The organism is Terribacillus sp. JSM ZJ617 (genome assembly GCF_044383785.1).
In the GTDB taxonomy this organism is placed as follows: Bacteria; Bacillota; Bacilli; order Bacillales; family Amphibacillaceae; genus Terribacillus.
Genome location: NZ_JBISEQ010000002.1, coordinates 202,709 through 225,403, shown reverse-complemented (window position 1 = coordinate 225,403; position 22,695 = coordinate 202,709). Strand labels below are relative to the sequence as shown.

24 protein-coding genes are annotated in these 22,695 nt (G+C 44.6%); all 24 read right to left on the bottom strand.

What is annotated here, in order from left to right; all coding sequences use genetic code 11:
- Positions 1–39: 39 nt before the first annotated feature.
- The gene (locus ACH6C1_RS07400; RefSeq protein WP_374076023.1) at positions 40–1,737 is read right to left on the bottom strand and encodes a proline--tRNA ligase; all 1,698 of its coding nucleotides are present in this window, start codon (positions 1,735–1,737) and stop codon (positions 40–42) included.
- Positions 1,738–1,752: 15 nt separating this feature from the next.
- On the bottom strand, positions 1,753–3,009 hold the full coding sequence (gene rseP / locus ACH6C1_RS07395) for an RIP metalloprotease RseP (protein WP_095223148.1): 1,257 nt from the start codon (positions 3,007–3,009) through the stop codon (positions 1,753–1,755).
- A 15-nt stretch (positions 3,010–3,024) separates the two neighbouring features.
- Entirely contained in the window at positions 3,025–4,170 is a 1,146-nt protein-coding gene (locus ACH6C1_RS07390; RefSeq protein ID WP_374076021.1) for a 1-deoxy-D-xylulose-5-phosphate reductoisomerase, read from the bottom strand.
- Positions 4,171–4,195: 25 nt separating this feature from the next.
- Positions 4,196–5,020: a phosphatidate cytidylyltransferase gene (locus tag ACH6C1_RS07385; RefSeq protein ID WP_095223146.1), complete on the bottom strand. Its 825-nt coding sequence runs from the start codon at positions 5,018–5,020 to the stop codon at positions 4,196–4,198.
- 15 nt (positions 5,021–5,035) lie between these two features.
- Positions 5,036–5,800 (bottom strand): undecaprenyl pyrophosphate synthase, encoded by a 765-nt coding sequence (locus ACH6C1_RS07380; protein WP_366249620.1) that lies wholly within the window; start codon positions 5,798–5,800, stop codon positions 5,036–5,038.
- A 145-nt stretch (positions 5,801–5,945) separates the two neighbouring features.
- Positions 5,946–6,503 (bottom strand): ribosome recycling factor, encoded by a 558-nt coding sequence (frr, locus tag ACH6C1_RS07375; protein WP_095223144.1) that lies wholly within the window; start codon positions 6,501–6,503, stop codon positions 5,946–5,948.
- Entirely contained in the window at positions 6,503–7,228 is a 726-nt protein-coding gene (gene pyrH, locus ACH6C1_RS07370; protein WP_095223143.1) for a UMP kinase, read from the bottom strand. The genes frr and pyrH overlap by 1 nt, the downstream gene beginning before the upstream one ends.
- A 65-nt stretch (positions 7,229–7,293) precedes the next feature.
- Positions 7,294–8,175: a translation elongation factor Ts gene (gene tsf / locus ACH6C1_RS07365; protein ID WP_095223142.1), complete on the bottom strand. Its 882-nt coding sequence runs from the start codon at positions 8,173–8,175 to the stop codon at positions 7,294–7,296.
- 83 nt (positions 8,176–8,258) lie between these two features.
- Positions 8,259–8,999 carry a 30S ribosomal protein S2 gene (rpsB, locus tag ACH6C1_RS07360; RefSeq protein ID WP_095223141.1) on the bottom strand — a complete coding sequence of 247 codons (741 nt, stop codon included), beginning with the start codon at positions 8,997–8,999 and terminating at the stop codon, positions 8,259–8,261.
- Between the two features lie 172 nt (positions 9,000–9,171).
- Positions 9,172–9,642 carry a DUF6115 domain-containing protein gene (locus ACH6C1_RS07355; protein ID WP_374076017.1) on the bottom strand — a complete coding sequence of 157 codons (471 nt, stop codon included), beginning with the start codon at positions 9,640–9,642 and terminating at the stop codon, positions 9,172–9,174.
- 36 nt (positions 9,643–9,678) lie between these two features.
- Positions 9,679–10,455, bottom strand: coding sequence for a FliA/WhiG family RNA polymerase sigma factor (locus ACH6C1_RS07350; protein ID WP_374076015.1), 777 nt, complete (start codon positions 10,453–10,455; stop codon positions 9,679–9,681).
- 50 nt (positions 10,456–10,505) lie between these two features.
- Complete coding sequence (locus tag ACH6C1_RS07345) at positions 10,506–11,000, bottom strand: chemotaxis protein CheD (RefSeq protein WP_374076013.1); 495 nt, start codon at positions 10,998–11,000, stop codon at positions 10,506–10,508.
- Positions 10,993–11,637: a chemotaxis protein CheC gene (locus ACH6C1_RS07340; RefSeq protein WP_095223138.1), complete on the bottom strand. Its 645-nt coding sequence runs from the start codon at positions 11,635–11,637 to the stop codon at positions 10,993–10,995. Before ACH6C1_RS07340 ends, ACH6C1_RS07345 begins: the two co-directional genes overlap by 8 nt.
- Positions 11,637–12,107 (bottom strand): chemotaxis protein CheW, encoded by a 471-nt coding sequence (locus tag ACH6C1_RS07335; protein WP_374076010.1) that lies wholly within the window; start codon positions 12,105–12,107, stop codon positions 11,637–11,639. Before ACH6C1_RS07335 ends, ACH6C1_RS07340 begins: the two co-directional genes overlap by 1 nt.
- 12 nt (positions 12,108–12,119) lie before the next feature.
- Positions 12,120–14,120: a chemotaxis protein CheW gene (locus ACH6C1_RS07330; protein ID WP_374076008.1), complete on the bottom strand. Its 2,001-nt coding sequence runs from the start codon at positions 14,118–14,120 to the stop codon at positions 12,120–12,122.
- Entirely contained in the window at positions 14,111–15,187 is a 1,077-nt protein-coding gene (locus ACH6C1_RS07325; protein ID WP_366249614.1) for a protein-glutamate methylesterase/protein-glutamine glutaminase, read from the bottom strand. The genes ACH6C1_RS07330 and ACH6C1_RS07325 overlap by 10 nt, the downstream gene beginning before the upstream one ends.
- Entirely contained in the window at positions 15,159–16,043 is an 885-nt protein-coding gene (locus tag ACH6C1_RS07320) for a MinD/ParA family protein (RefSeq protein ID WP_374076006.1), read from the bottom strand. The genes ACH6C1_RS07325 and ACH6C1_RS07320 overlap by 29 nt, the downstream gene beginning before the upstream one ends.
- Complete coding sequence (flhF, locus tag ACH6C1_RS07315; RefSeq protein WP_374076004.1) at positions 16,036–17,136, bottom strand: flagellar biosynthesis GTPase FlhF; 1,101 nt, start codon at positions 17,134–17,136, stop codon at positions 16,036–16,038. Before flhF ends, ACH6C1_RS07320 begins: the two co-directional genes overlap by 8 nt.
- Positions 17,133–19,166, bottom strand: coding sequence for a flagellar biosynthesis protein FlhA (flhA, locus tag ACH6C1_RS07310; RefSeq protein WP_374076002.1), 2,034 nt, complete (start codon positions 19,164–19,166; stop codon positions 17,133–17,135). The genes flhF and flhA overlap by 4 nt, the downstream gene beginning before the upstream one ends.
- Before the next feature lie 18 nt (positions 19,167–19,184).
- Positions 19,185–20,264 carry a flagellar biosynthesis protein FlhB gene (gene flhB / locus ACH6C1_RS07305; RefSeq protein ID WP_374076000.1) on the bottom strand — a complete coding sequence of 360 codons (1,080 nt, stop codon included), beginning with the start codon at positions 20,262–20,264 and terminating at the stop codon, positions 19,185–19,187.
- Positions 20,265–21,044 (bottom strand): flagellar biosynthetic protein FliR, encoded by a 780-nt coding sequence (fliR, locus tag ACH6C1_RS07300; RefSeq protein WP_095223130.1) that lies wholly within the window; start codon positions 21,042–21,044, stop codon positions 20,265–20,267. It abuts the gene before it with no gap.
- Between the two features lie 4 nt (positions 21,045–21,048).
- On the bottom strand, positions 21,049–21,318 hold the full coding sequence (gene fliQ, locus ACH6C1_RS07295; protein ID WP_038560224.1) for a flagellar biosynthesis protein FliQ: 270 nt from the start codon (positions 21,316–21,318) through the stop codon (positions 21,049–21,051).
- A 22-nt stretch (positions 21,319–21,340) separates the two neighbouring features.
- On the bottom strand, positions 21,341–22,006 hold the full coding sequence (fliP, locus tag ACH6C1_RS07290; RefSeq protein ID WP_095223129.1) for a flagellar type III secretion system pore protein FliP: 666 nt from the start codon (positions 22,004–22,006) through the stop codon (positions 21,341–21,343).
- A complete protein-coding gene (locus ACH6C1_RS07285) occupies positions 21,999–22,685 on the bottom strand; it encodes a flagellar biosynthetic protein FliO (protein WP_374075997.1) in 687 nt (228 codons plus the stop codon). Before ACH6C1_RS07285 ends, fliP begins: the two co-directional genes overlap by 8 nt.
- Positions 22,686–22,695: the final 10 nt, after the last annotated feature.

The following is a 22,695-nucleotide window of genomic DNA, read 5'->3' as shown; positions in this document are numbered from 1 at the left end:
AAAGCCCCTGTCAATGGATTGACAAGGGCTTGTACATTTTTATAGGTAAGCAGCTATTTGATCAAGCAAATCATTCTCATGTGAAACTGCTTCTTGTTCTGTATCACGGAACTTCACTTCCACTTGGCCATCAGCGGCAAGTTTGCCTACTGTGATGCGAACTGGAATACCAATCAAATCGCTATCAGCGAATTTGACACCGGCTCGTTCCTTACGATCATCGTACAACACATCGACGCCCGCTTCAAGTAATCTTTCATATAGTCGATCAGCCAATTCACGCTGGTCGTCTTTTTTCGGGTTAAGGCTGATCAGATGTACTTGGAATGGACTGATGGATTTAGGCCATACAATCGCACCTTCCCTGCTATGCTGTTCGACAGCCGCTGCAAGTGTACGCGATACACCTATTCCATAACATCCCATAATTAAGTTCTGCGCTTTCCCTTGTTCATCAAGGAATTTAGCCTGCATTTTTTCCGCATAGAATTCACCAAGCTTAAATACTTGTCCTACTTCGATACCCTCAGCAAATTGGATTGTGCCTTGGCCATCAGGAGAAGGATCACCTGCTTGGATGAAACGAAGATCAGCATATTGCTTCACTTGGAAATCACGTTCTGGGTTCACATTTTTAAAATGGAAGCCATCTTCGTTCGCTCCGCAAGTTACATTAGCTACATATTTAACAGCGTTATCTGCAATAACGTCGATATCTTCATGCACATTGATTGGACCTAGAGAACCAAACCCGGCGCCAAGCAGTTCTTTTACTTCTGCTTCATCGGCAAGTTCGACAATCTGTGCTTGGTAAAGGTTTTTTACCTTAATGTCGTTAATTTCATGATCACCGCGTGAAATAACCATGACAAGACGATCATCCACTTTGAATACAACTGCCTTTAGACCTTCTTCAAGCGTGTGACCAAGATAATCAGCCACTTGCTGCATTGTCTTCACGTTAGGAGTCTCAATCTTCTCAAGGGTAAGTGGTTCTGCATCAGGCTTTTGGCCTTGATCGATTACTTCTGCCATTTCAATATTGGCAGCATAGTCCGATACATCACTGAAGGCGATCGTATCTTCTCCAACAGAAGCAAGTGCCATGAATTCGTGCGTATCCTTACCGCCCATTGCACCTGAGTCAGCCACTACTGCTCGGAAATTCAACCCTACCCGTTTAAAGATGCGATGATAAGCGTCAGAGATAGTCTCATAGGCTTCATCCAAACTTTCGTAGTCCGCATGGAAACTATATGCATCTTTCATGATAAATTCCCGGCCGCGCAATAGACCGAAACGAGGACGCTGTTCATCCCGGTACTTCGTCTGGATCTGATACACCGTAAGCGGTAATTTCTTGTAGCTGTTCAATTCATCACGTACTAAGCTAGTCGTTACTTCCTCATGAGTAGGACCAAGTGCGAATTCCCGATTGTTCCGGTCATGCATACGCATCAGTTCAGGTCCGTAAACCTTCCAGCGGCCTGTCTCTTTCCATAGCTCTGCAGGCTGAAGTGCCGGCATGAGCATCTCGCTCGCTCCGGTGCGATCCAACTCCTCACGGATGATCGCTTCCACTTTTCGCAGCACTCTTGTGCCGAGCGGCAGATAGCTATAGATTCCAGAAGCAGTCTGGCGGATATATCCGCCTTTGACTAGCAGCTGATGGCTGATCGCCTCTGCATCTGCTGGAACTTCTCTTAATGTTGGTATAAATGTTTTACTTTGTCGCATTCTTCCACCTCTGCATCATAAAAATAGCCGCTGTATATCATTCCAGGTGACCACGATCATCAAAAGCATAAGCAGAGCGAACCCAATGAAATGGACCACTGCCTCTTTTTGTGGTTCAACCGGCTTACCTCTCAATGCTTCCACACCGATGAACAACAACCGTCCTCCGTCAAGTGCGGGTAGCGGGACGAGGTTAACGATACCAAGATTGACACTGAGCAGTGCTGTCCACTGGATCAAATTGATCAATCCCGTTTTTACTACTTGATCTGTCGCATCATATATACCAACTGGACCGGAAAGCGCATCGATACTAAGCTGACCAGTTATGAGCTGTCCCAAATTGGTGATAATCATCGTTCCGAATTCCCATGTTTGCTGGAAAGTATAAGGAATCGCTCCTAAGAAACTCTTCTCCATTGCGAGTGTTACACCGATCTGACCAATTTTCTGATCGCCATTTTCCACAAGTGCAGGAGTCATCATCAGCTGCTGTTCCTGGCCGTCCCGTACGATTGTTGCCTCAAGCTCTTTTTCAGGGTTCTCTCGAACAATAGTCGTGAATTCTTCCCAAGTTTGTACAGGTGTACCATCGATTGCTGTAATTTCATCACCTGATCGGATTCCAGCTTCTTGTGCTGCAGAACCGTCTTGTACAGTACCTACAGCTGCATTATCAGCTGGCACCCCCTGTATCAGGGCCAGGATGAAAAACAGCACAAGTGCAAGCAGGAAATTCATCATTGGACCGGCAAACAATTGCATCGCCCGCTGGCGCTTGTTCTTTGAAGCGAATTGGCGGTTATACGGAGCGATTTGTGTTTCTGTCTCATCCATCACGTACATAGCCTTTTCATGGACAGGGAAAGACAGTCGCTCTTCCTCCCCTATTTCATAGCCATATATCATTAGGTTATGGTCCAAATCTGCACTTTCAACTTCAATGACACGTGCATACGGATGCTTGGATTTATTATTGACGATAATCTTCGTTACTTCCTGTTTGTCATTGAATTCTAGACCGATATGATGACCAGGCTTTAATTCCACGATCTCCGGATCTTCACCGGCAACGCGGACATATCCCCCAATCGGGAGAAGTCTGATTGTGTAAAGTGTCTCATTCTTCATCCAGGAAAAGATCTTCGGTCCAAAACCGATGGCGAATTCCCGAGCTAGCATGCCTGCTCGCTTCGCAAAAATTAAATGTCCGAGTTCGTGCACGAAAACGAGCAGTCCGAACACTAGGATAAACGCAATAATAGTTGTCACAATGGGCACCTGCCTTTATTGGATATAGGACCTCACTTGACTCCGCGTGAGACGATCTGTTTCCATGATTGTTTCCAAAGAAGGGAAAGATTCATAGGCATGTGCATCTAATGCGCGTGCTACATAATCCTCGATTGTCAGGAAAGAGATCTTTCCCGCAAGAAACAGGGCTACAGCCTCCTCATTTGCAGCATTCAATACGGTAGTAGCAGTGCCGCCGGCTCTGCCTGCATCGTATGCCATACGCAAACAAGGGAATCGTTCCATACTCATTTCTTCAAAGTGGAGTTTGCCTATTTCCACTAAGTTTAACCTTTTTGAAACTGCTAAATCAAGTCTTTCAGGGTAGGTAAGGGCGTACTGGATCGGAACCCGCATATCAGGTGTACCAAGCTGGGCGATGACACTGTAATCCTTGTACTCTACCATGGAATGGATGATACTCTCGCGGTGCTGGACAACCTCGATATCATCATAATCGATACCGAATAGCCAATGTGCTTCAATGACTTCCAAGCCCTTGTTCATCATTGTTGCGGAATCGATGGTTATTTTTTGTCCCATGCTCCAGTTCGGATGGCGCAGAGCGTCCTCCAATGTTACATGCTTGAGCTCGTCTCTTGTTTTATCACGGAAACTGCCTCCAGAAGCAGTAATGATCAGCTTATTCACATCCTCAAGCTTCTCTCCATTCAGACATTGGAATATTGCAGCATGCTCACTATCTACCGGAAGCAGATTGACACCATGTTTCTTTGCTTCAGCCATGACAAGGTGTCCGGCTGACACAAGCGTCTCCTTATTCGCGAATGCGACTTGCTTCTTGGCACGGATTGCTTCGAGCGTCGCTTCCAGTCCGATACTGCCAAGGACTGCATTTACGACCACATCCACTTCACCTGCTGATGAGATTGCTACCATTCCAGCGGAACCAACCAGTATTTCTGCATTTGGAAGTGTCTGATGAAGTTTCTCTTTGGTCTGTTCATCCTGTACAACTACTACAGCAGGCTCGAATTCCTTGATAAGCGGCATCGCTTTTTCAATGTTACGGCCAAATGCCATACTGTGCAGCCGAAATGCCTCCGGATGGTTGCGGATCACATCCAATGTCTGCAGACCGATCGAACCGGTTGCACCTAATAATGCGATTGTTTTCATCGGACACGCTCCTCTTTATACTCTATTAAATGAATTGAATTAAATGCAGGATTGGGAAAACAAAAATCATACTGTCGAAACGATCCAAAATTCCGCCGTGTCCCGGCAGGATTTTCCCAGAATCTTTTACAAGATAATGACGTTTGAAGGCAGATTCGACCATATCTCCAAGCTGACCGAAGACAGCAATCAGGATACATACACCAGCCACAATTAAAAGGGAGCTGCTCACAGGGGAAATAAACTGGAATACTATTCCTGCTATACAGCCGAGAACGAGGCCGCCTATGCCTCCCTCAATTGTTTTGTTCGGACTGATAGTAGGCCATAGCTTATGTTTACCGAAAGCTTTTCCGAAGAAATAAGCTCCCGAATCAGTTGCCCAAATGACAACCAAGACAAATATGAACTTGGACAATCCGGTAACAATATGATCTCCGATAATTTCATTTGGAGCATTCCTCGTAATAATGAAATAGAGGAAGCCAAAACCGATATACACTACTGTAATCAGCAGGAAACCTGCATCTTCGAAAGTGAATCGGTTCTTTGCCAGTACCGTATAGCTCAAGAGAAGGATAACGGAGAATAAAAGGATGTCCGTTTTATTGATATGTAAATCGAACATGGTGTTGATCATGCCCAAATCCGGGGCTAAAAGGCCCCATAGCAGGAGCACACTCACGATGGATGGTACTTTATATTTCGCGATTTTGCGCATACGCAGCAGCTCGATGAAGGCTATGGTCGCGATCAAATAAATGAACGCTTCGAACCATGCCCCGCCAAGCAATACAAAAATCATGAAGAATATGCCTGCAATAACCGCTGTGATCAATCGTTGCTTCATTGTTTAATATTCACCTCAAATACCGCCATAGCGCCGTTTTCTGTTCTGGAAATCACTGACTGCCTGTTCGAACAGCAATTCATCGAAATCAGGCCACAATACTTCCGTGAACCATAGCTCTGAATAAGCGCTCTGCCAAAGCAGAAAATTGCTTAACCGATGCTCGCCGCTTGTGCGGATTATCAAATCCGGGTCTGCTAATTTTTCAGTATATAAGTAGCGGGAGATACATGACTCATCGATATCTTCCATTTGCAGCTTCTTGTCAGATATATCCTGCATCATATTTTGCACAGCATGAACAAGCTCATACCGTCCGCCATAATTCAATGCGAAGTTAAGGATAAGACCGTCATTGTGCTTCGTCTGCTCCATCGCTTCCTTGACTGCTTCCCTAGTGAAGGAAGGTAAACCGTCCAGATCCCCTATAGTCTGTACTTTAACGTTCTCTTCGATAAGCTCAGGCAAGTAAGTTGTAAGAAACTCCTTTGGGAGCTTCATCAAAAAGTCCACTTCCGCCTGCGGCCGTTTCCAGTTTTCTTTGGAAAAGGCATATAGTGTAAGTACCTTCACATCGATCCTGTTTGCAGCCTTTACAATCCGCCGGACAGTTGTCATCCCTTCTTTGTGTCCAGCAATCCGGGGAAGTCCGCGCTTTTTCGCCCAGCGTCCATTTCCATCCATGATAATGGCCACATGTTCCGGGATATTCTCAAGCTTCAGTGTCGACGGCTGTAACTCTATTCTTCTTTTCCTATTGAAAAAAGGAAGTTTAATCATTTTGAATCCTCCATTGGGCTATTTTCTCTGCTGACTGAAAAGAGCCAGAGGCGCCCTGTGCAGTACTGCTCTTGTATGTCACAAAAAGAGCAAAAACCCCCTTTAGCAAGAGGGTCTTGTAGTACTTATTTTACATGGTTAAGGGTCAAACTTCCATTATTTCTTTTTCTTTGTCTTTTGCAAGACCTTCAAGCTGGCTGATGTGCTTATCCGTTTCCGTCTGCACTTCATCCTGGAAGCCTTTCAAATCATCCGCAGTGATCTCTTTATTCTTTTCAGCTTTCTTCAACTGATCGTTGCTGTCACGGCGAATATTACGGATTTGAACTTTCGCCTCTTCCAAGTATTTAGAAACGACTTTCACTAAATCCTTGCGTCGCTCTTCTGTCAGAGCAGGGATGCTGAGACGGATTACATTACCATCACTGGAAGGAGATAGTCCAAGATCAGCCTTTTGGATAGCTTTCTCGATATCGGAGATTGCCGTTTTATCGTAAGGTGTGATAACAAGCATACGTGCTTCTGGAGCAGTGATACTTGCTAACTGGTTCAATGGTGTGGTAGCACCATAATAATCTGCATATACACTATCCAAAAGAGAAGGATTCGCACGCCCTGCACGTACAGTCGCCAGCTGTCTGGAGAAAGCCTGTACTGCATGTGCCATTTTGCTTTTTGCATCAGAAATGATTGCTGTTGACATTATTTATTCCCCCTTATAATTGTTCCGATATTCTCACCGGAAACTGCTCTTTTAATGTTTCCTTTTTCGCTGATAGAGAACACAAGTAGCGGGATATCATTATCCATACATAGAGAGGAAGCTGTCGCATCCATGACTCCAAGTCCTTCATTTAGGACATCCAAATAAGTCAGGGAGTCATACTTCACAGCGTCTGCTACCAATTTAGGATCTGCATTGTACACGCCATCAACATTATTCTTTGCCATCAGGATTACTTCAGCCTCGATCTCAGCTGCTCTTAAGGCTGCTGTCGTATCAGTCGAGAAGTAAGGGTTTCCTGTACCAGCTGCAAAGATGACGACACGATTTTTTTCAAGGTGACGAATCGCCTTGCGTCGAATGTAAGGCTCAGCTACTTGGCGCATTTCAATAGATGTCTGCACTCTTGTCGGAATACCTAGGTTCTCTAAGCTATCCTGTAACGCTAGTGAGTTCATCACTGTTGCCAGCATACCCATATAGTCAGCATTTGCACGGTCCATTCCCATTTCGCTGCCGACTTTTCCGCGCCAGATGTTACCGCCGCCTACGACGACTGCAACTTCTACTCCCATTTCGGCTACTTCTTTTACTTGTTCTGCAATGGAACGGATGACGGAAGGTTCAATACCATAGCCGACTTGGCCGCTTAATGCTTCTCCACTTAGTTTCAATACGATTCGTTTGTAGCGTGCTGTTGTCATCATTGCCTCCAAAGGTATGTATTTTGTAAAAAAGGGAACACCAAGTGTCCCCTCTTTTGTCGTACTTATTTTTTAACTTGGCTCATTACTTCGTCAACGAAGTTATCTTCACGTTTTTCCATACCTTCGCCTACTTCATAACGAACAAAGTTAACTACAGAAGCACCTTTGTCGGATACGTATTTCTTCACTTTTTGATCTGGATCTTTGATGAAGCTTTGCTCAAGCAAGCAAATCTCTTCGAAGAATTTGCCAAGACGGCCTTCTACCATCTTTTCAACGATATTTTCTGGCTTGCCTTCGTTAAGAGCTTGTGTTTTCAATACTTCGCGCTCGCGTTCTACTTCATCAGCAGCCACTGCATCACGGGAAACGTAACGAGGGTTTACCGCAGCGATGTGCATTGCAACATCTTTACCAAGCTCTGCATCAGTTGTGCCATCAAGCAATGCCAATACACCGATGCGTCCGCCGCCATGTGTATATGCGCCGAAAGCTTGGTTGTCTTCTTTGCTTACTAGTGCAAAGCGGCGAAGGGAAATCTTTTCACCGATTTTCGCGATAGCAGCATTGATGTATTCACCAACAGTTTGGTCAGCGTTGATTTTTTGTTCTGAAGCTTCTTCTACGCTAGCTGGTTTGTTAGTAAGGATATGTTGAGCAAGATCGTTCAAAAGGGTTTTGAACTGATCGTTTTTAGTAACGAAGTCAGTTTCACAGTTCACTTCAAGCAATACAGCATGATTGCCTTCTGTAGCGATGAAAGTCAAACCTTCAGCAGCGATACGATCTGCTTTTTTAGCTGCTTTCGCAATACCGTTCTCGCGAAGGTAATCAATTGCTTTCTCCATGTCACCATCTGTTTGTGTCAAAGCTTTTTTACAATCCATCATACCTGCGCCAGTTTTTTCGCGCAATTCTTTTACCATTTGTGCCGTGATTGCCATCGTAAATGCCTCCTTAAGGGTTTGGACAATTTATTTCTTGAAAAAAGGGTGATAAAAGGTCCCCCCTTATCACCCTTCATCCATTACTCGCTTACAGCTTCTGTAGCTTCTTCAGCTGGAGCTTCTTGATCTTCCAATTCTTCACCTTGCTTGGATTCCAGGATAGCGTCAGCCATTTTGGAAGTAAGCAATTTGACAGCGCGGATAGCGTCGTCATTCGCAGGGATCACGTAATCGATCTCATCCGGATCACAGTTAGTATCAACGATACCGATGATTGGAATGTTCAATTTGTGAGCTTCTGCAATTGCGATTCTTTCTTTGCGTGGGTCGATAACGAATAGAGCGTCAGGAATTCTTTCCATGTCTTTGATACCGCCAAGGAATTTAACAAGACGTTCTTTTTCTTTAAGCAAACCTACTACTTCTTTTTTAGGAAGTACTTCGAAAGTACCGTCTTCTTCCATGCGCTCGATGGATTTCAAACGGTTGATACGTTTGCGGATTGTCTGGAAGTTAGTAAGCGTACCACCCAACCAACGTTGGTTAACGAAGTACTGACCAGAACGGATCGCTTCTTCTTTCACAGATTCCTGTGCTTGTTTTTTCGTACCTACGAATAGAATTGTACCGCCATCAGCAGCAAGTTCTTTCACGTAGTTGTAAGCTTCGTCGACTTTCTTCACAGTTTTCTGAAGGTCGATGATGTAGATGCCGTTACGCTCAGTGAAGATATATTTCTTCATTTTCGGGTTCCAACGGCGAGTCTGGTGACCGAAATGAACACCAGCTTCAAGCAATTGTTTCATTGAAATGACTGACATAGTGTTTCCTCCTAATGGTTTTTTCTCCTCCGACTGCTTCATCTTTTATCGGGAACTGACAACTTCTCAGCACCTCCCGTAAAAATCGGCAGACGTGTGTATTAACACCAAAAATAAATATAGCACAGCTATTACCATCAATCAAGCATCTTAGACATGTTTTTGTACTTTCTCAACTTTTTCTGCTATTTTCACCATTTTTCTTCATCAGCAGAATCAATTCTACTTCTGTCTTCCCCATTCCGAGCTGTTTTGCAATCTCTGTAGAATCAAGTCCCTGGTCATGAAGCTGCAATACACGTCCGAGATTGGACATGGATACTTGATCTTCCTCCTCTGCTGGCTGGGGAGGGGTGTAATCGGAAACAGAAGGTGTATCTTCTTCTGAAGCAGGAGAAGGTTCGTTGATTATCTCCACCATGTTTTTTTTCGTATTGACTTCCCATGGCTGGGGTTCCGCTTGAAGAAGCCGGTCATTTTCTTCTTTCAATTCAACAAGTATGGAGCCTAACATGTCTTCATACGCTTGTTTATCCGTCTGATGGCGGGTTTCCTGCTGCTGTATGTTTGATTGCAACGCGCGGATAGCAATGAAGGTCAGTACATGAAGGAGAAGACTGGCACAGACAAGTAGTGTTAGCATGAAAAACCTTCTTTCTATAAAATAGGGAAATAGCTTTCAGCTGATCGCTGAAAGCTTGGCTAGTGATTCCCGTAATTTGAATATGGCACGTTTGTGAATCTGCGATATTCGTGATGTTGTCAATTCCAGTATGTGCCCGATTTCTGTAAACGTCAATTCTTCCTTATAGAATAGACTGATAACAAGCTGTTCATGCTGATTCAGCTGCTTGATGCTGTCTGTCAGCTGCAGAACAAGTTCCTTCTGCAGCACTGCATCTTCAGGCTGAGGGGTCTTGAGATCAGGAAGGACATAGCTTGTTTCCTGGGTGTCTTGCTTGGGCCGTGCAGGTTTATCATCCATGGAAAGAACATTTGAAAACAGTGCATCCCGCACCGCCTCTTCTACTTCCTCACGGCTTAAGCCCGTCTGTTTCGCAATCTCCACGCTGGTCGGTTTCCGTTCCAGCGTTTGTTCGAGCTTACTGGCAGCCGCTTCTATTTTCTTCACTTTATCACGGACGGTTCTCGGAAGCCAATCTTCCTTCCGCAGACCGTCCATTATTGCCCCTCTTACACGGAAGGAAGCATATGTTTCAAATTTGAAATCCCGGCTTGGCTCGAACTTCTGTAAAGCATCATACAATCCTGTGTAACCGAAGCTTCTGACATCATCTCTGCTCACACTGGAGGGAAGGTGCGCAGCGATGCGCTGCGTATGGTAATCCACTACATGCATATACATTCGCATCAATTCATTGGCAGCATCGCTGTCTTTTTTATAAAACCAGCTGTTCCAATACTGCTGTTCTGTTTCTGATCCATAATTGATCATGAAACTCCCTCCTTTGTTTGCTGTTACGTCATAAGAATGAAGCTGCTCCATTATATGATCTCTTCCTCTTTGCTAACTGTTTTAATCCTCAAACCACATGTATCCGTATTAAATTCAATCGTGCGTCCATTGCTGCCCCCGACATCCTTGCTTTCGATAGGGATGCGGTATTCCCGCAACTTCTGTTCCACCGCTTCGATATTACGAGGACCAATTCGCATTTTCTCGTCACTGGACATGAAGGAGAACATCTGGGCTCCGCCTGCAAGCTTCGCTTTAAAGTGACTCCTGCTTCCGCCTTGGCGCAGCAGATTGGCAATCAGGTCATCCATAGCTGTATCTGCATATTTATTGCGGTTCATCTGAGTCTGTTTAGCTAAACTGGAGTCTGGGAGCATGACATGCGCCAAGCCAGCAATTCCTCTTTGCTTATCGTAAACGACAACACCGACACAGGATCCAAGCCCGGCTGTCCGAAGATGCTGCGGATAGGAAGCGATTTTTGCATCAGCTATCCCGACATGCAAGATTTCGGCCTCAGTCATCTGCCTCTACTCCTAAAGCATGGAATAAATGACCGAATGCATCTGGATCCAATAGCAGCAGAAATTTCCCCTCAACCATGTGCTGCTGCTCATTCGGATCGCTCAGTGAGATGACCGTATCGATAACCACGGTATAATCGCTTTCCTGAGCTATCTCAATTAAGCCATTCGCTAAAATAGCGCCTCCCATATCGACACTGATTTGTGGAACTGAAGGCTGCATATTAACTTTGGCGAAGTCGCTAATCGCAGATAGATAGCTTCCAGCGAGTATGTTTCCCATTTCATGCAAAGCGGAAAGGTTTATGTCATCATGAGTCGTGCTGGACCATGAAAAGCTCTCATTCCCCGTTATATAATGAACGAATAACTCTGCTTCAGCTGGCTGGAGCAAGAAGAACATATTTCCAGGCGCATCTCCCTGAACCCTGAGATAGATAGCTGCCAGCGGCTGCTCAGCTCCGCCAATCGATTCAATCAATTCATTAAAGTGACAGATTCGGACCGCTGGCACTTTCATATCGATGTCTTGGCGGAGCAAAGTAGAAAGCGCTGTAGCTGCATTTCCTGCACCAATGTTTCCTGCTTCTTTTAATGCATCCAGCTGATCTTCCGTTATATAGCGAAGATCATACATCAGCTTTCGATGGACTTGATTGCTTCGATTTCATGGAATTTCAAGACTTTTCGCAGATCAAGTAAAATGACAAGTCTGTCCTCAAGTTTCACTACCCCGTCGATGTAATCAATGTTGATCGCCCCAATGACTTGCGGCGCCTCTTCTATTTTATCTACTGGTATATCCAAGACATCATTCGCTGCATCCACAATCAAACCGATTGACGTGTCATCCAGATCCACAATGATGATTCTTGTATTTTCATCGACCGGTGTCTCTTCAAGTCCGAGACGGCTTCGCAAATCAACGATTGGCGTCACAACACCGCGCATATTGATAACACCTTTGATAAAGCTTTCTGTGTTCGGGACTCTCGTAATATGTTCCATCTTCTCGATAGACCCAACCTGTGTCACAGGTACTGCGTATTCTTCATTTTTCAACTGAAAAACAATAACTTTTACATCTTGTACGATTTCTTCTGCCATGATGAACCCTCCTTATTTGATTAACGCATTGCTGTCGATGATAAGTGCTACTTGGCCATCTCCCAAGATGGTAGCTCCAGAGATAGCGAAGATTTCAGTCAAGTAGTTTCCTAAGGATTTAAGGACGATTTCTTGCTGCCCGATAAATCCATCTACAATCAATCCAGCTGATTTGTCACCTTTTTTAATGATGACAACAGAATAGTGATCCGCCTCTTCTTTCACTTCAGGTACTTGGAAAACGTCTTTCAAGGAAACAAGAGGAACGACTCTGCCCCGGAAATCGATTACTGCTTGATTATGGACATACATGATATCCGCTTTCGGAATAATTGCTGTTTCGATGATAGAAGATAGCGGAACAGCATATTTTTCTTTTTGGATCTCAACAAGCAAGACACTGATAATTGATAATGTCAGCGGCAATTCTATGCTGAATACTGATCCTTTTCCTTCTTCGGAATTGATTGTAATAGTTCCGCCAAGTGATTCGATCGTATTGCGGACAACATCCAAACCAACACCGCGACCTGAAATATCAGAAATAGTGTCAGCTGTTGAAAAGCCGCTCTGCATGATCAAGCCGAATACTTGATTATCAGTCATGATTGCTGCTTGTTCTTTTGTGATAAGTCCATTTTTAATTGCTTTTTCCGTAACTTTCTTACGGTTAATTCCGGCACCATCGTCGGTAATATCAATAAAAACATGATTTCCGGAATGGTAGGCTTTCAGTTTAATTGTTCCTGTTTCTGGCTTGCCTAGCTCACGTCTTACTTCCGGAGTTTCCACGCCATGATCCAGACTGTTGCGGATCAAATGTACAAGCGGGTCACCAATTTCATCGATTACTGTACGGTCCAGCTCTGTTTCAGCGCCTTCGATCTGCAGATCAATTTTCTTGCCAAGATCTTTTGCAAGCTGCCTTACCATACGCGGGAAGCGGTTGAATACTTGATCAATCGAAACCATCCGCATAGTCAGTACGATACTTTGAAGGTCACCAGAGATTCTAGCCATCCGCTCAACTGTCTCGTGCAGTTCTGGATGCTTCACATCTTCGGCAATCTGTTCAAGTCTGCCGCGATCTATGACTAGCTCTTCAAACAGATTCATCAGAATATCCAGGCGTTCAATATTCACGCGAATCGTCTTGTTGCTTTGCTGGGCTTTTTTCTCATTTGTTGTTTCTTGTACCTTTTCTTCAAGCACAGAAGCAGTTACTTCTTCTTTTCCTTCATCCTGTGCGTGCTTATATGTATCGACGAAAAAGTTTTGGATGGAGACAGCATCTATCTCAGATACTTTCAGGACCTTCTCCTCGATAAGTTCTTTCTTCTCTTTTGTCACGAGTAACACTTCAAACGTCAGGTCGAATGCTTCATCCTCAAGCTGGGAAACCTCCGGATTGCTCTTGACTACTTCTCCCAAAGATTCAAGTACTTCGAATACCATGTAAACCCGGGCAGCCTTCAGCATACAATCTTCACGCAACGTAACTTTTGTATAGAAGGTTTGGAATCCTTTTTCTTCGCTTTCCCGTAATACAGACAGCTCGAATTCATCCAGAATAAGACCTGAGGTATCACTAACCTTTTCCTCTGCAACTGCTGCAGCTACCTGAAGCGGTGCTTCGCCAGATTCAATTGCCGCAAGCTGGCTGACCAACTCACTTACCTCTTTTGTTCCTGCTCCACCGGATTCAATATCGAGGACCATCTCTTCCAGACTATCTACAGCCTCAAAAACCACATCAAGAATCTCTGGGTTGATTTTAATCTGATGATTGCGGATTGCATCTAGTACGTTTTCCATTTGATGCGTCAAATTGGCTAAATCCTGATAACCCATCGTAGCCGACATGCCTTTCAGCGTATGAGCGGAACGGAAAATTTCATTGACAACTCCAATATCTTCCGGCTGCTTTTCAAGTTCTAGCAAATGCTGATTCAAAGCTTGAAGATGTTCTTTGCTTTCTTCGATGAATACACCTAAATACTGATCTACTTCCATTTGTTGACCCCCTCTAATAGATTGATTCTCTGCTGGATTGCCGAGGCGATTGACTGGACTGGACAAACATGATGCAACAGTCCGGCCTCAGCTGCCGCTCTCGGCATACCGTAAACAACACAAGACTCTGCCGATTCACCGATGCTGTAGACAGATGGCTGTCTATTCTTGATTTTTCGCAGCCCCTCGGTTCCATCCGCTCCCATGCCTGTCATAATAACGGTACATACATCCACATTTTCCAAACTGCTGATTGATTCGAACATTCTGTCTACAGAAGGCCGATGCCCCTTCACAGGGTCTTCCAATGTCAGTTTGGCAATAAGTCTGCTATCTGCCTGCACAATCGTAAGATGATATCCGCCTGGCGCGATATAAACCACGCCGTTTCTTAAAGTTTCATTTTGTTCGGCTTCCTTGACTTTTATTGCACTGAGACTATCCAGCCTTTCTGCCAGGGACTTCGTGAATCCTACTGGCATATGTTGAACGACAACAACAGGAGCAGCCAGTGCAGCGGGCAGTTTTCCGATTACTTCCTGCAGAGCTCTCGGACCTCCAGTAGAAGTACCAATCGCTACCAAATTGCGATCAGCCCGTTTCTTCTCTGGAGCCTTTGCGAAAACTTTAACCTCAGCAGCTTTTACTTGTTCCCTGATTGATAGACGAGAGGAAGCTGCTGCCACGACTTTGACGACTAGTTCGTCCCGCACTTTATCCAGGTCCAAAGATATGGAACCAGACGGTTTTGCAATGAAATCAACTGCACCGAGCGACATGGCATGAATGGTCATATCTGCACCTTGCTTCGTCAAGCTGGAGAGCATGACAACCGGCAGGGGGTGCTTCAGCATGATTTGCTTCAGCGCATCCAGTCCGTTCATGATCGGCATTTCCACATCCATCGTTACTACATCTGGTTTCAGTTGGCTGATTTGGTCCAGGCCATCCTTGCCATTGCGTGCTGTTCCGATAACTTCCAAGCGATCATCACTGCTCAGTAAATCCGAAATGATTTTCCGCATAAAAGCGGAATCATCAACGACCAAAACGCGGATCTTTCCCATTACGAGTTCCTCCCATCCATATATCTTTCAATCTGCCAATAAACGATGTTCTTTCTATAGCTGTTGATTCTGCTGCAGGCTTCAGATAGCTGGCTGCAAGCCGCTTAATGACTGGACCCGCTTTTGTATCCTTGTGATTTAGGAATGGCTCCTGCATTTTTACCGACTTTGGAACCTGCTTATCTTCCGGCAGGATACCTAATAGCATTATCTCGGTATGAAGAAATGTCTGTATTACTTCCTTCATCCGAGCTGCTGTATCCTGTCCCTCGCGCTTGTCGATTGCACGATTTACAAGCAGGTGCATCGGCAGCGCAGCATCGCGCTGTTTGATATGTTTTATCAGGGCATATGCATCCATCATGCTAGTCGGTTCAGTTGTCGTTACAACGATACTTTCATCCGCGGCCAAGATGAACGATGCACTTTCTTCTGTTAATCCAGCCCCCATATCCAGGAACACAAAGTCATAGATTTGCTGTGCTCTTTCAAACTCTTTTTGAAAATGGGCGAATCCGGCACCATCCATATGAAAGAGTTCATTCATCGCTGCACCAGCAGCAATGAAGTCAAGATTATCTGGTCCTGCTTCCACGATTTGTTCCAGTTTTAAACGATTTTGAATCATTTCCACAAAGGAATGCTTGGCCGATTTGCCAAGCAATATCTCGATGTTCCCCATTCCTAAATCCAAGTCGATAAGCAAGACTGATTTTCCAAGCTTGCTTAAGGCTAACGAAAAGTTAAGAGCGAAATTCGATTTGCCTACTCCGCCTTTTCCGCTGGCAACAGCTATGGTTCTTCCAAGTGAAGTGCGCTGAACACTTGCCCGGAGTTTAGCTGCTTGATCATGCACGGGCTGTCGCCTCCATTACACGTTTTGCCAAGTAAGACGCGGATGGTGTGATAATATCATCCGGTACATCCTGACCGTGGGTTAGATACGCCACACCAATATGTGCTTGCTGAACCAAATTCAGGATACCTCCGTAACGGCTCGCTTCATCTAATTTAGTGAAAATGAACTGCTTGATCGGCAGGTGTGCAAACTGTTCGTAAATCTCCGAAAGATCGCTGGCTCTTGTCGTTATTGACAAAGTTAAATACGTTTCCGCTTCATTCTGCAAATCAAGCGTTTGCTCAAGCTCTTTTACAAAGGCGGAATCTTTGAAGTTTCTTCCTGCTGTATCGACGAATACCACATCATAATCTGCCAGCTTTTCCCTGGCAGATTTATAATCTTCAAGCGTATATGCAACTTCAAGCGGAACTTCCAGTATTTTGGCGTATGTTCGCAGCTGATCGATTGCGGCAATTCTATACGTGTCAGTCGTAATAAAAGCAACTCTTTTTTTATCGACTAAAGCGCTTTTTGCCGCAAGCTTTGCAATCGTTGTCGTCTTACCAACACCAGTCGGACCTACAAGATGTATAAATTTCTTTTCGAATCGTGCGGGCTGCTGGACCTTATCAAATCGCTTTATAAGCGTATCAAGCAGTCTTTGTTCCTCATCCTCATTCACAGCGTCTTCCAAGAGGCGTTCCATAAGACCAGAAGCGATCTGTGGATGAACCTCGTTATGAAGCAGTCGATCATACAATCCTTGCAATGGCAGGGCATAATGTCGGGTCTGGTTAGTAAGAGCAGACATTAATTCCTTTTTAAGATCTGCTATTTCAGCCGAAAAATCTGTTTCTGCTTGATTTGTCTCTTTCTTCTCAAGAGACACAGCAGATGAAATAACTGGTGGCACTGTGCGAGCGCTGCTGGCCACATCCTGCTTGTCCAAAGCCGCAATGACTTCAATCCGTTTCTTTTTAAATAGTCCGAGAAATCCGCCGCTTGTCAGTTCTTTTGTTCGTAGGATGACTGCATCCTTACCTAATTCACGTCTTATCTGAATCATTGCTTCGGGCATTGTGGCAGCTGTATATTTCTTCATTTTCATGCGACATTCACCATCCCGACACTCCTGATTTCTGTTGTATTATCCAATTCGTTGTAAGACAGAACGACTGCATGCGGCAGATTGCGATCGAGCAGCTGTCGCATATACATCCGGATTGTAGGAGAGCACAACACAATTACTGTTTCTTCCCGTAAAGACAAACGTTCTGCTTGTTCCATAACTGACTGTACGATTTTCTGCTGAGATTCAGGATCCAGTGACAAATAATTTCCATGCTCTGTTTGCTGGATATGATCTGCTATGACCTTCTCAACAGCTCCGGATACGGTAATGACCTGCAGCGGCTGACTATTCTGTACATATTGCTTCGTTATTTGCGGTGCAAGTGCTTGGCGTGCATATTCCGCTAACAAATCCGTATCCGTCGTCATCCTGCCGAAGTCAGCGAGTGTTTCGAATATAACCGGCAGATTTCTAACCGATACATGCTCACGCAGCAGCTTTGCCAGTACCTTTTGTACGTCTCCAACTGAAAGCGGATCCGGTGTTACTTCTTCTGCCAATATTGGGTACGATTCCTTTAAGTGATCGATAAGCTGCTTTGTTTCCTGTCTGCCAAGCAGTTCATGCGCATGGCGCTTAATTGTTTCCGTAAGATGAGTAGATACGACGGAAGGAGGATCAACTACCGTGTAGCCTGAAAGCTCCGCATCATCCTTCGTGTCCTCGCTGATCCATTTAGCAGGCAAGCCGAAAGCTGGTTCGAGTGTTTCAATTCCATCCAGACCATCATCTTCCACACCTGGACTCATTGCTAAGTAATGGTCCAGCAGCACTTCACCAGCTGCTACTTCATTTCCTTTTATCTTCAAACGGTATTCATTCGGGCCAAGCTGAATATTATCGCGTATCCGTACAACCGGAATAACGATACCAAGCTCGATTGCAAGCTGTTTGCGTATCATGACAATTCTATCAAGCAAGTCGCCTCCTTGATTCGTATCCGCCAGCGGTATGAGCGCATAACCAAATTCGAATTCGATAGGATCCATACTTAATAGATTCACAACATTGTCCGAAGACTTCATTGTCGCTTCCTCTTGCACTTCCTCTGTGACCTCTGCGACTGTCTCCTGCTTTTTCTGAATCCTGGACAGGAAGTAACCAGACCCGGCAAGTATGGCAGCAATCGTCGTTGTCAGGAAAAAGTTGATCGGTGTCAAGCCGAGCATGAAGATTGTCCCTGCCGCAATATATAACAAACTTGGGTATCGGAATAGCTGCTTTGTAACATCACTGCCCAGGTTCCCTTCCGATGCTACGCGTGTCACCACGATACCTGTTGCAGTAGAAATCAAGATAGCCGGTATTTGTGTGACCAGTCCATCACCGATAGTAAGTCGCATAAACGTATTAATAGCATCCTGGAAGGTCATGCCCATTTGCATCATCCCGATAATCAATCCGAATACGATATTGATCAATACAATAATGATTCCGGCAATGGCATCACCTTTAACGAATTTACTTGCACCATCCATTGCTCCGTAGAAATCCGCTTCATTTTCCACTTTTTCACGGCGCTTTTTAGCTTCTACATCTGATATCATGCCAGCATTCAAATCGGCATCGATACTCATCTGCTTACCTGGCATTGCATCAAGTGTGAACCGGGCTGCTACTTCAGATACCCGCTCCGACCCTTTTGTGATGACCAGGAATTGGATGATAACCAAAATGATGAAAACAACAAAACCGACAAGCGGATTATCACCGATTACAAAGCTGCCGAAAGTCTCTACTACACCCCCGGCATGGCCTTCTGAAAGGATTGCTCTCGTAGTCGATATATTCAATGCCAGCCTGAATAGCGTAAGCAAAAGTAAGAGAGTTGGGAAGATTGAGAATTGCAACGCTTCCTCCGTATTCATCGCCACCAGAATGACGATCAAAGCAAGCGAGATATTCGTCAGGATCAGAACGCTGAGAAGCCAATCCGGCAATGGGATGATCAGCATGACGATCACTAATATAACTGCTATAAGTACTGACATATCCTTAAGTTTCATGTTGTAATTCCTCTTCTCTTACATTTTACGCTCTGTGCGGTACACAAAGGCGAGCACTTCCGCAACCGCCTGGAAGAATTCTTCCTTTATCGGCTGATTCAGCTCTACATTCTTATATAATCCGCGTGCCAGCGGTCTGTTTTCTACCATAGTTACATTGTTCGCCTTCGCGATTTCCTTTATTTTCAGCGCTACATGATCCATTCCTTTTGCAATGACGATCGGTGTATCAGACTTTGTGTCGTCATATTGGATAGCAATTGCAAAGTGTGTCGGGTTCGTAATGACCACATCGGCCTTCGGAACCTCACTCATCATCCTCATCATGGACATTTGGCGCTGTTTTTCTTTTATCTTGGAACGAATCAATGGATTTCCTTCCATGTTTTTATACTCATCCTTGATATCCTGCTTGGACATCCGAATATTCTTTGCGAAATCAAATCGCTGATATGCATAATCCAGAACTGCTATAAACAATAGGGCAATCGTTGCTGCAAAACCCATGTATAAAGTTATTTTCCCAAAGAACTGCATTGCATTTTCAGGAGACTTCAGGAACATAGTCATCACAGTATCCATGTTCTGCCAAAGCACATAGAATGTGACCGCGCCTACCAACCCAATCTTAAGAAGGGATTTTAGTAACTCGACCAAAGCCCGGACTGAAAAAATCCGCTTTGCTCCTTGAATTGGATCGATTTTCTTCAAGTCAAATTTTATTGCTTCCCCGCTGAACAGCAATCCGAACTGCGCAAAATTAGAGACCAGACCAGCCAGAATAGCAATTCCCATGACTGGACCGACTATTTTCGCAAGGGATATGCTCATCTCCACCAGAAGTGTCTGCACAGTATTCGCGGTAATATCCTGATTGAGATAATGATCGAAAACATGTGTGAAGAGCTGGAGGAACTGATTCTTGAAATAGCCGCCCATCAGCGCTAAGACACCCAAAGAAAATAAAAGCAATATGGCAGTGTTGACATCCTGACTCTTGGCTACTTGTCCTTTTTTCCTAGTATCCTGCTGTTTCTTAGGAGTCGCCTTCTCTGTCTTTTCACCAGCGAAAAACTGCAGGTCTAAACGATATTTCATTTAAGCCCCTCCAAACAGCACCATCAAATCGCGCATTGCTACAAGCATATAGTCGAACAGCTGCCGAACTACTGACATATAGATACCCATCGATAGGAACAGCAGCACAAAAGCTATCAGTATCTTAATCGGTGGACCTACGACAAATACGTTCAGCTGCGGCACTGTCCTAGCAACTATACCAATAGCTACATCAACCAAAAACAAACATCCGACAAGAGGAATGCTCATCTGAAATGCTATGAGGAACATTTGGCTGAAGGTACGGAGCACCAGTTCTACAATTGACTGATTGCCGAATGGTACCATCTCATCCAATGGAATCAGCTGATAACTGTAAAAAATTCCATCAATCAAGAGCAAATGACCGTTGACAGACAGCAGGAACAGTGTAGCAATCGTATAAAGGAATTGTCCCGTCAGCGGGCTTTGAGCCCTTGTAACAGGATCAATGACATTGGCAATTGCAAAGCCCATCTGAAAATCGATCAATCCTCCAGCAACATTTATTGCTTGGATGACGATAAAAGCAAGCAAACCAATTGTCAGGCCTACCATTGCTTCCTTGAAAAGTAATAGGAAATACGTGTGGTCGACTGGAATGGTCGGGCGATCTATCGTAAAGAAAATAATCAAGGCAAGGAAGAAGCTGAACCCAATCTTGAATGTTGTTGGCACGTTTCTATATGAAAACAGTGGTACCGTAACAAAAAAAGCAACAAGACGAACTAGGATTAAAGCAAATGCTGGTACAACGGTATAATCAATTTGCGACAGCATCTAATCAGCCCACAAACCGATCCAGATTCTCTAGGATACCTGCAGTGAATTCGACCATTCTTGTCAGCATCCAGGGACCGAAGAAAACCAAACCCACTAATACAGCGACTATTTTAGGAATAAACGCTAACGTCTGTTCCTGAATCTGAGTCGTTGCTTGAAATATACTGACAATCAAACCGACGGCAAGTGCCAGAATAAGCAAAGGTCCGCTGACAATCAGTACTGTATAAATTCCGCGTTCTGCGATGGAAATAACAAATTCACTGCTCATATTACTAACGCTCCTTCATTCGCTAAAACCCTCGCAGCAACGAGGATGTGACCAAATACCAGCCATCCACCAGGATGAATAACAAAATTTTGAATGGTAATGAAATGATTACTGGCGGCAGCATCATCATACCCATCGACATGAGAATACTAGCTACTGCCATATCAATGACAAGAAAAGGAATGAAGATCATAAAACCCATTTGGAAAGCTGTCTTCAGCTCACTGATTGCAAAAGCCGGGACAAGCGTTGATAGCGGAATATCTTCGACTGATTCCGGTCTTTCCATACCGGCATAATTCATAAATAAAGATAAATCCTTTTGCCGTGTTTCTTCCGCCATGAACATCTTGATTGGACCGCTGGCTTCTGTATAAGCCTCATCGAGTGATATTTCATCATTCATCAATGGCGTAATAGCCTGATCATTGATCTCATTGAAAGTTGGCGCCATGATAAAGAAAGTCATGAATAATGCGATCCCGATCAATACTTGCGTCGGCGGAGTCTGCTGTGTACCTAAACTCATTCGCACAAACGACAGCACAACCACTATTCGTGTGAAGCAAGTCATCAGGATCAGTATTCCTGGTGCCAGGGAAAAAACCGTCAATAATAACAGCAGCTTGACCGAGGTAGATACATTCTCGGGGTCGGTTCCAGAAAATATATTGATAAAATCATTCATTGTCTGTATCCTTCCTTTGCTGCTGTTTCAACCTGTTTCGTGACTGCTTCAGCTTCCCTATTTCCTCTTTGAATAAATCCTGAAAATTGCCGGCTGACTCATTTTGTTCCGTTTTTTCTTCTTGGTGCTTCTCTTCTTGCTGTTTTCTGCCTGGAAGAATGTTTGCCAATAAGGCAGATGCCTTCATTTCCTGCTGATCCTGTTCGCTCAGTTCCTTGATTGTCTGCTCATCTTTTATTTCTGTAAGCAAATCGACATTATCGCCGACACCCAGCATGAATACTTTTTCACCGACCCGGACAATCTGGACGGATTTGTTGTTGCCTAGTGCGATTCCGCCAATGTTCTCCATAGCCCGCACCTGCTGAAAAAGTCGATTTCGCTTATTCAAAAACTTCAGTAGGACATAGATCAGTCCGAGCACGACGACTAGCGCCAATGCAAGCTTGACCAGATTCAGAAAGGTCGATGTGCCTCCAGCTGCTGAATCAGCCGAATCTGCTGCTGGTATATTTTCTTGTTGATTTCCGGCTTCGTTCATATCTTTGCATTCATCTGATTGGGCTGCACCTTCTTTTAAGCATTCCTCCACGCTTGCTGCCGCTTCAGCAGTAACCGGGGAAAGGATAAGATGCAGCAATACGACGAGCATGCATGCCCAGACTGTTCTTTTCATCATTTCCTACTCA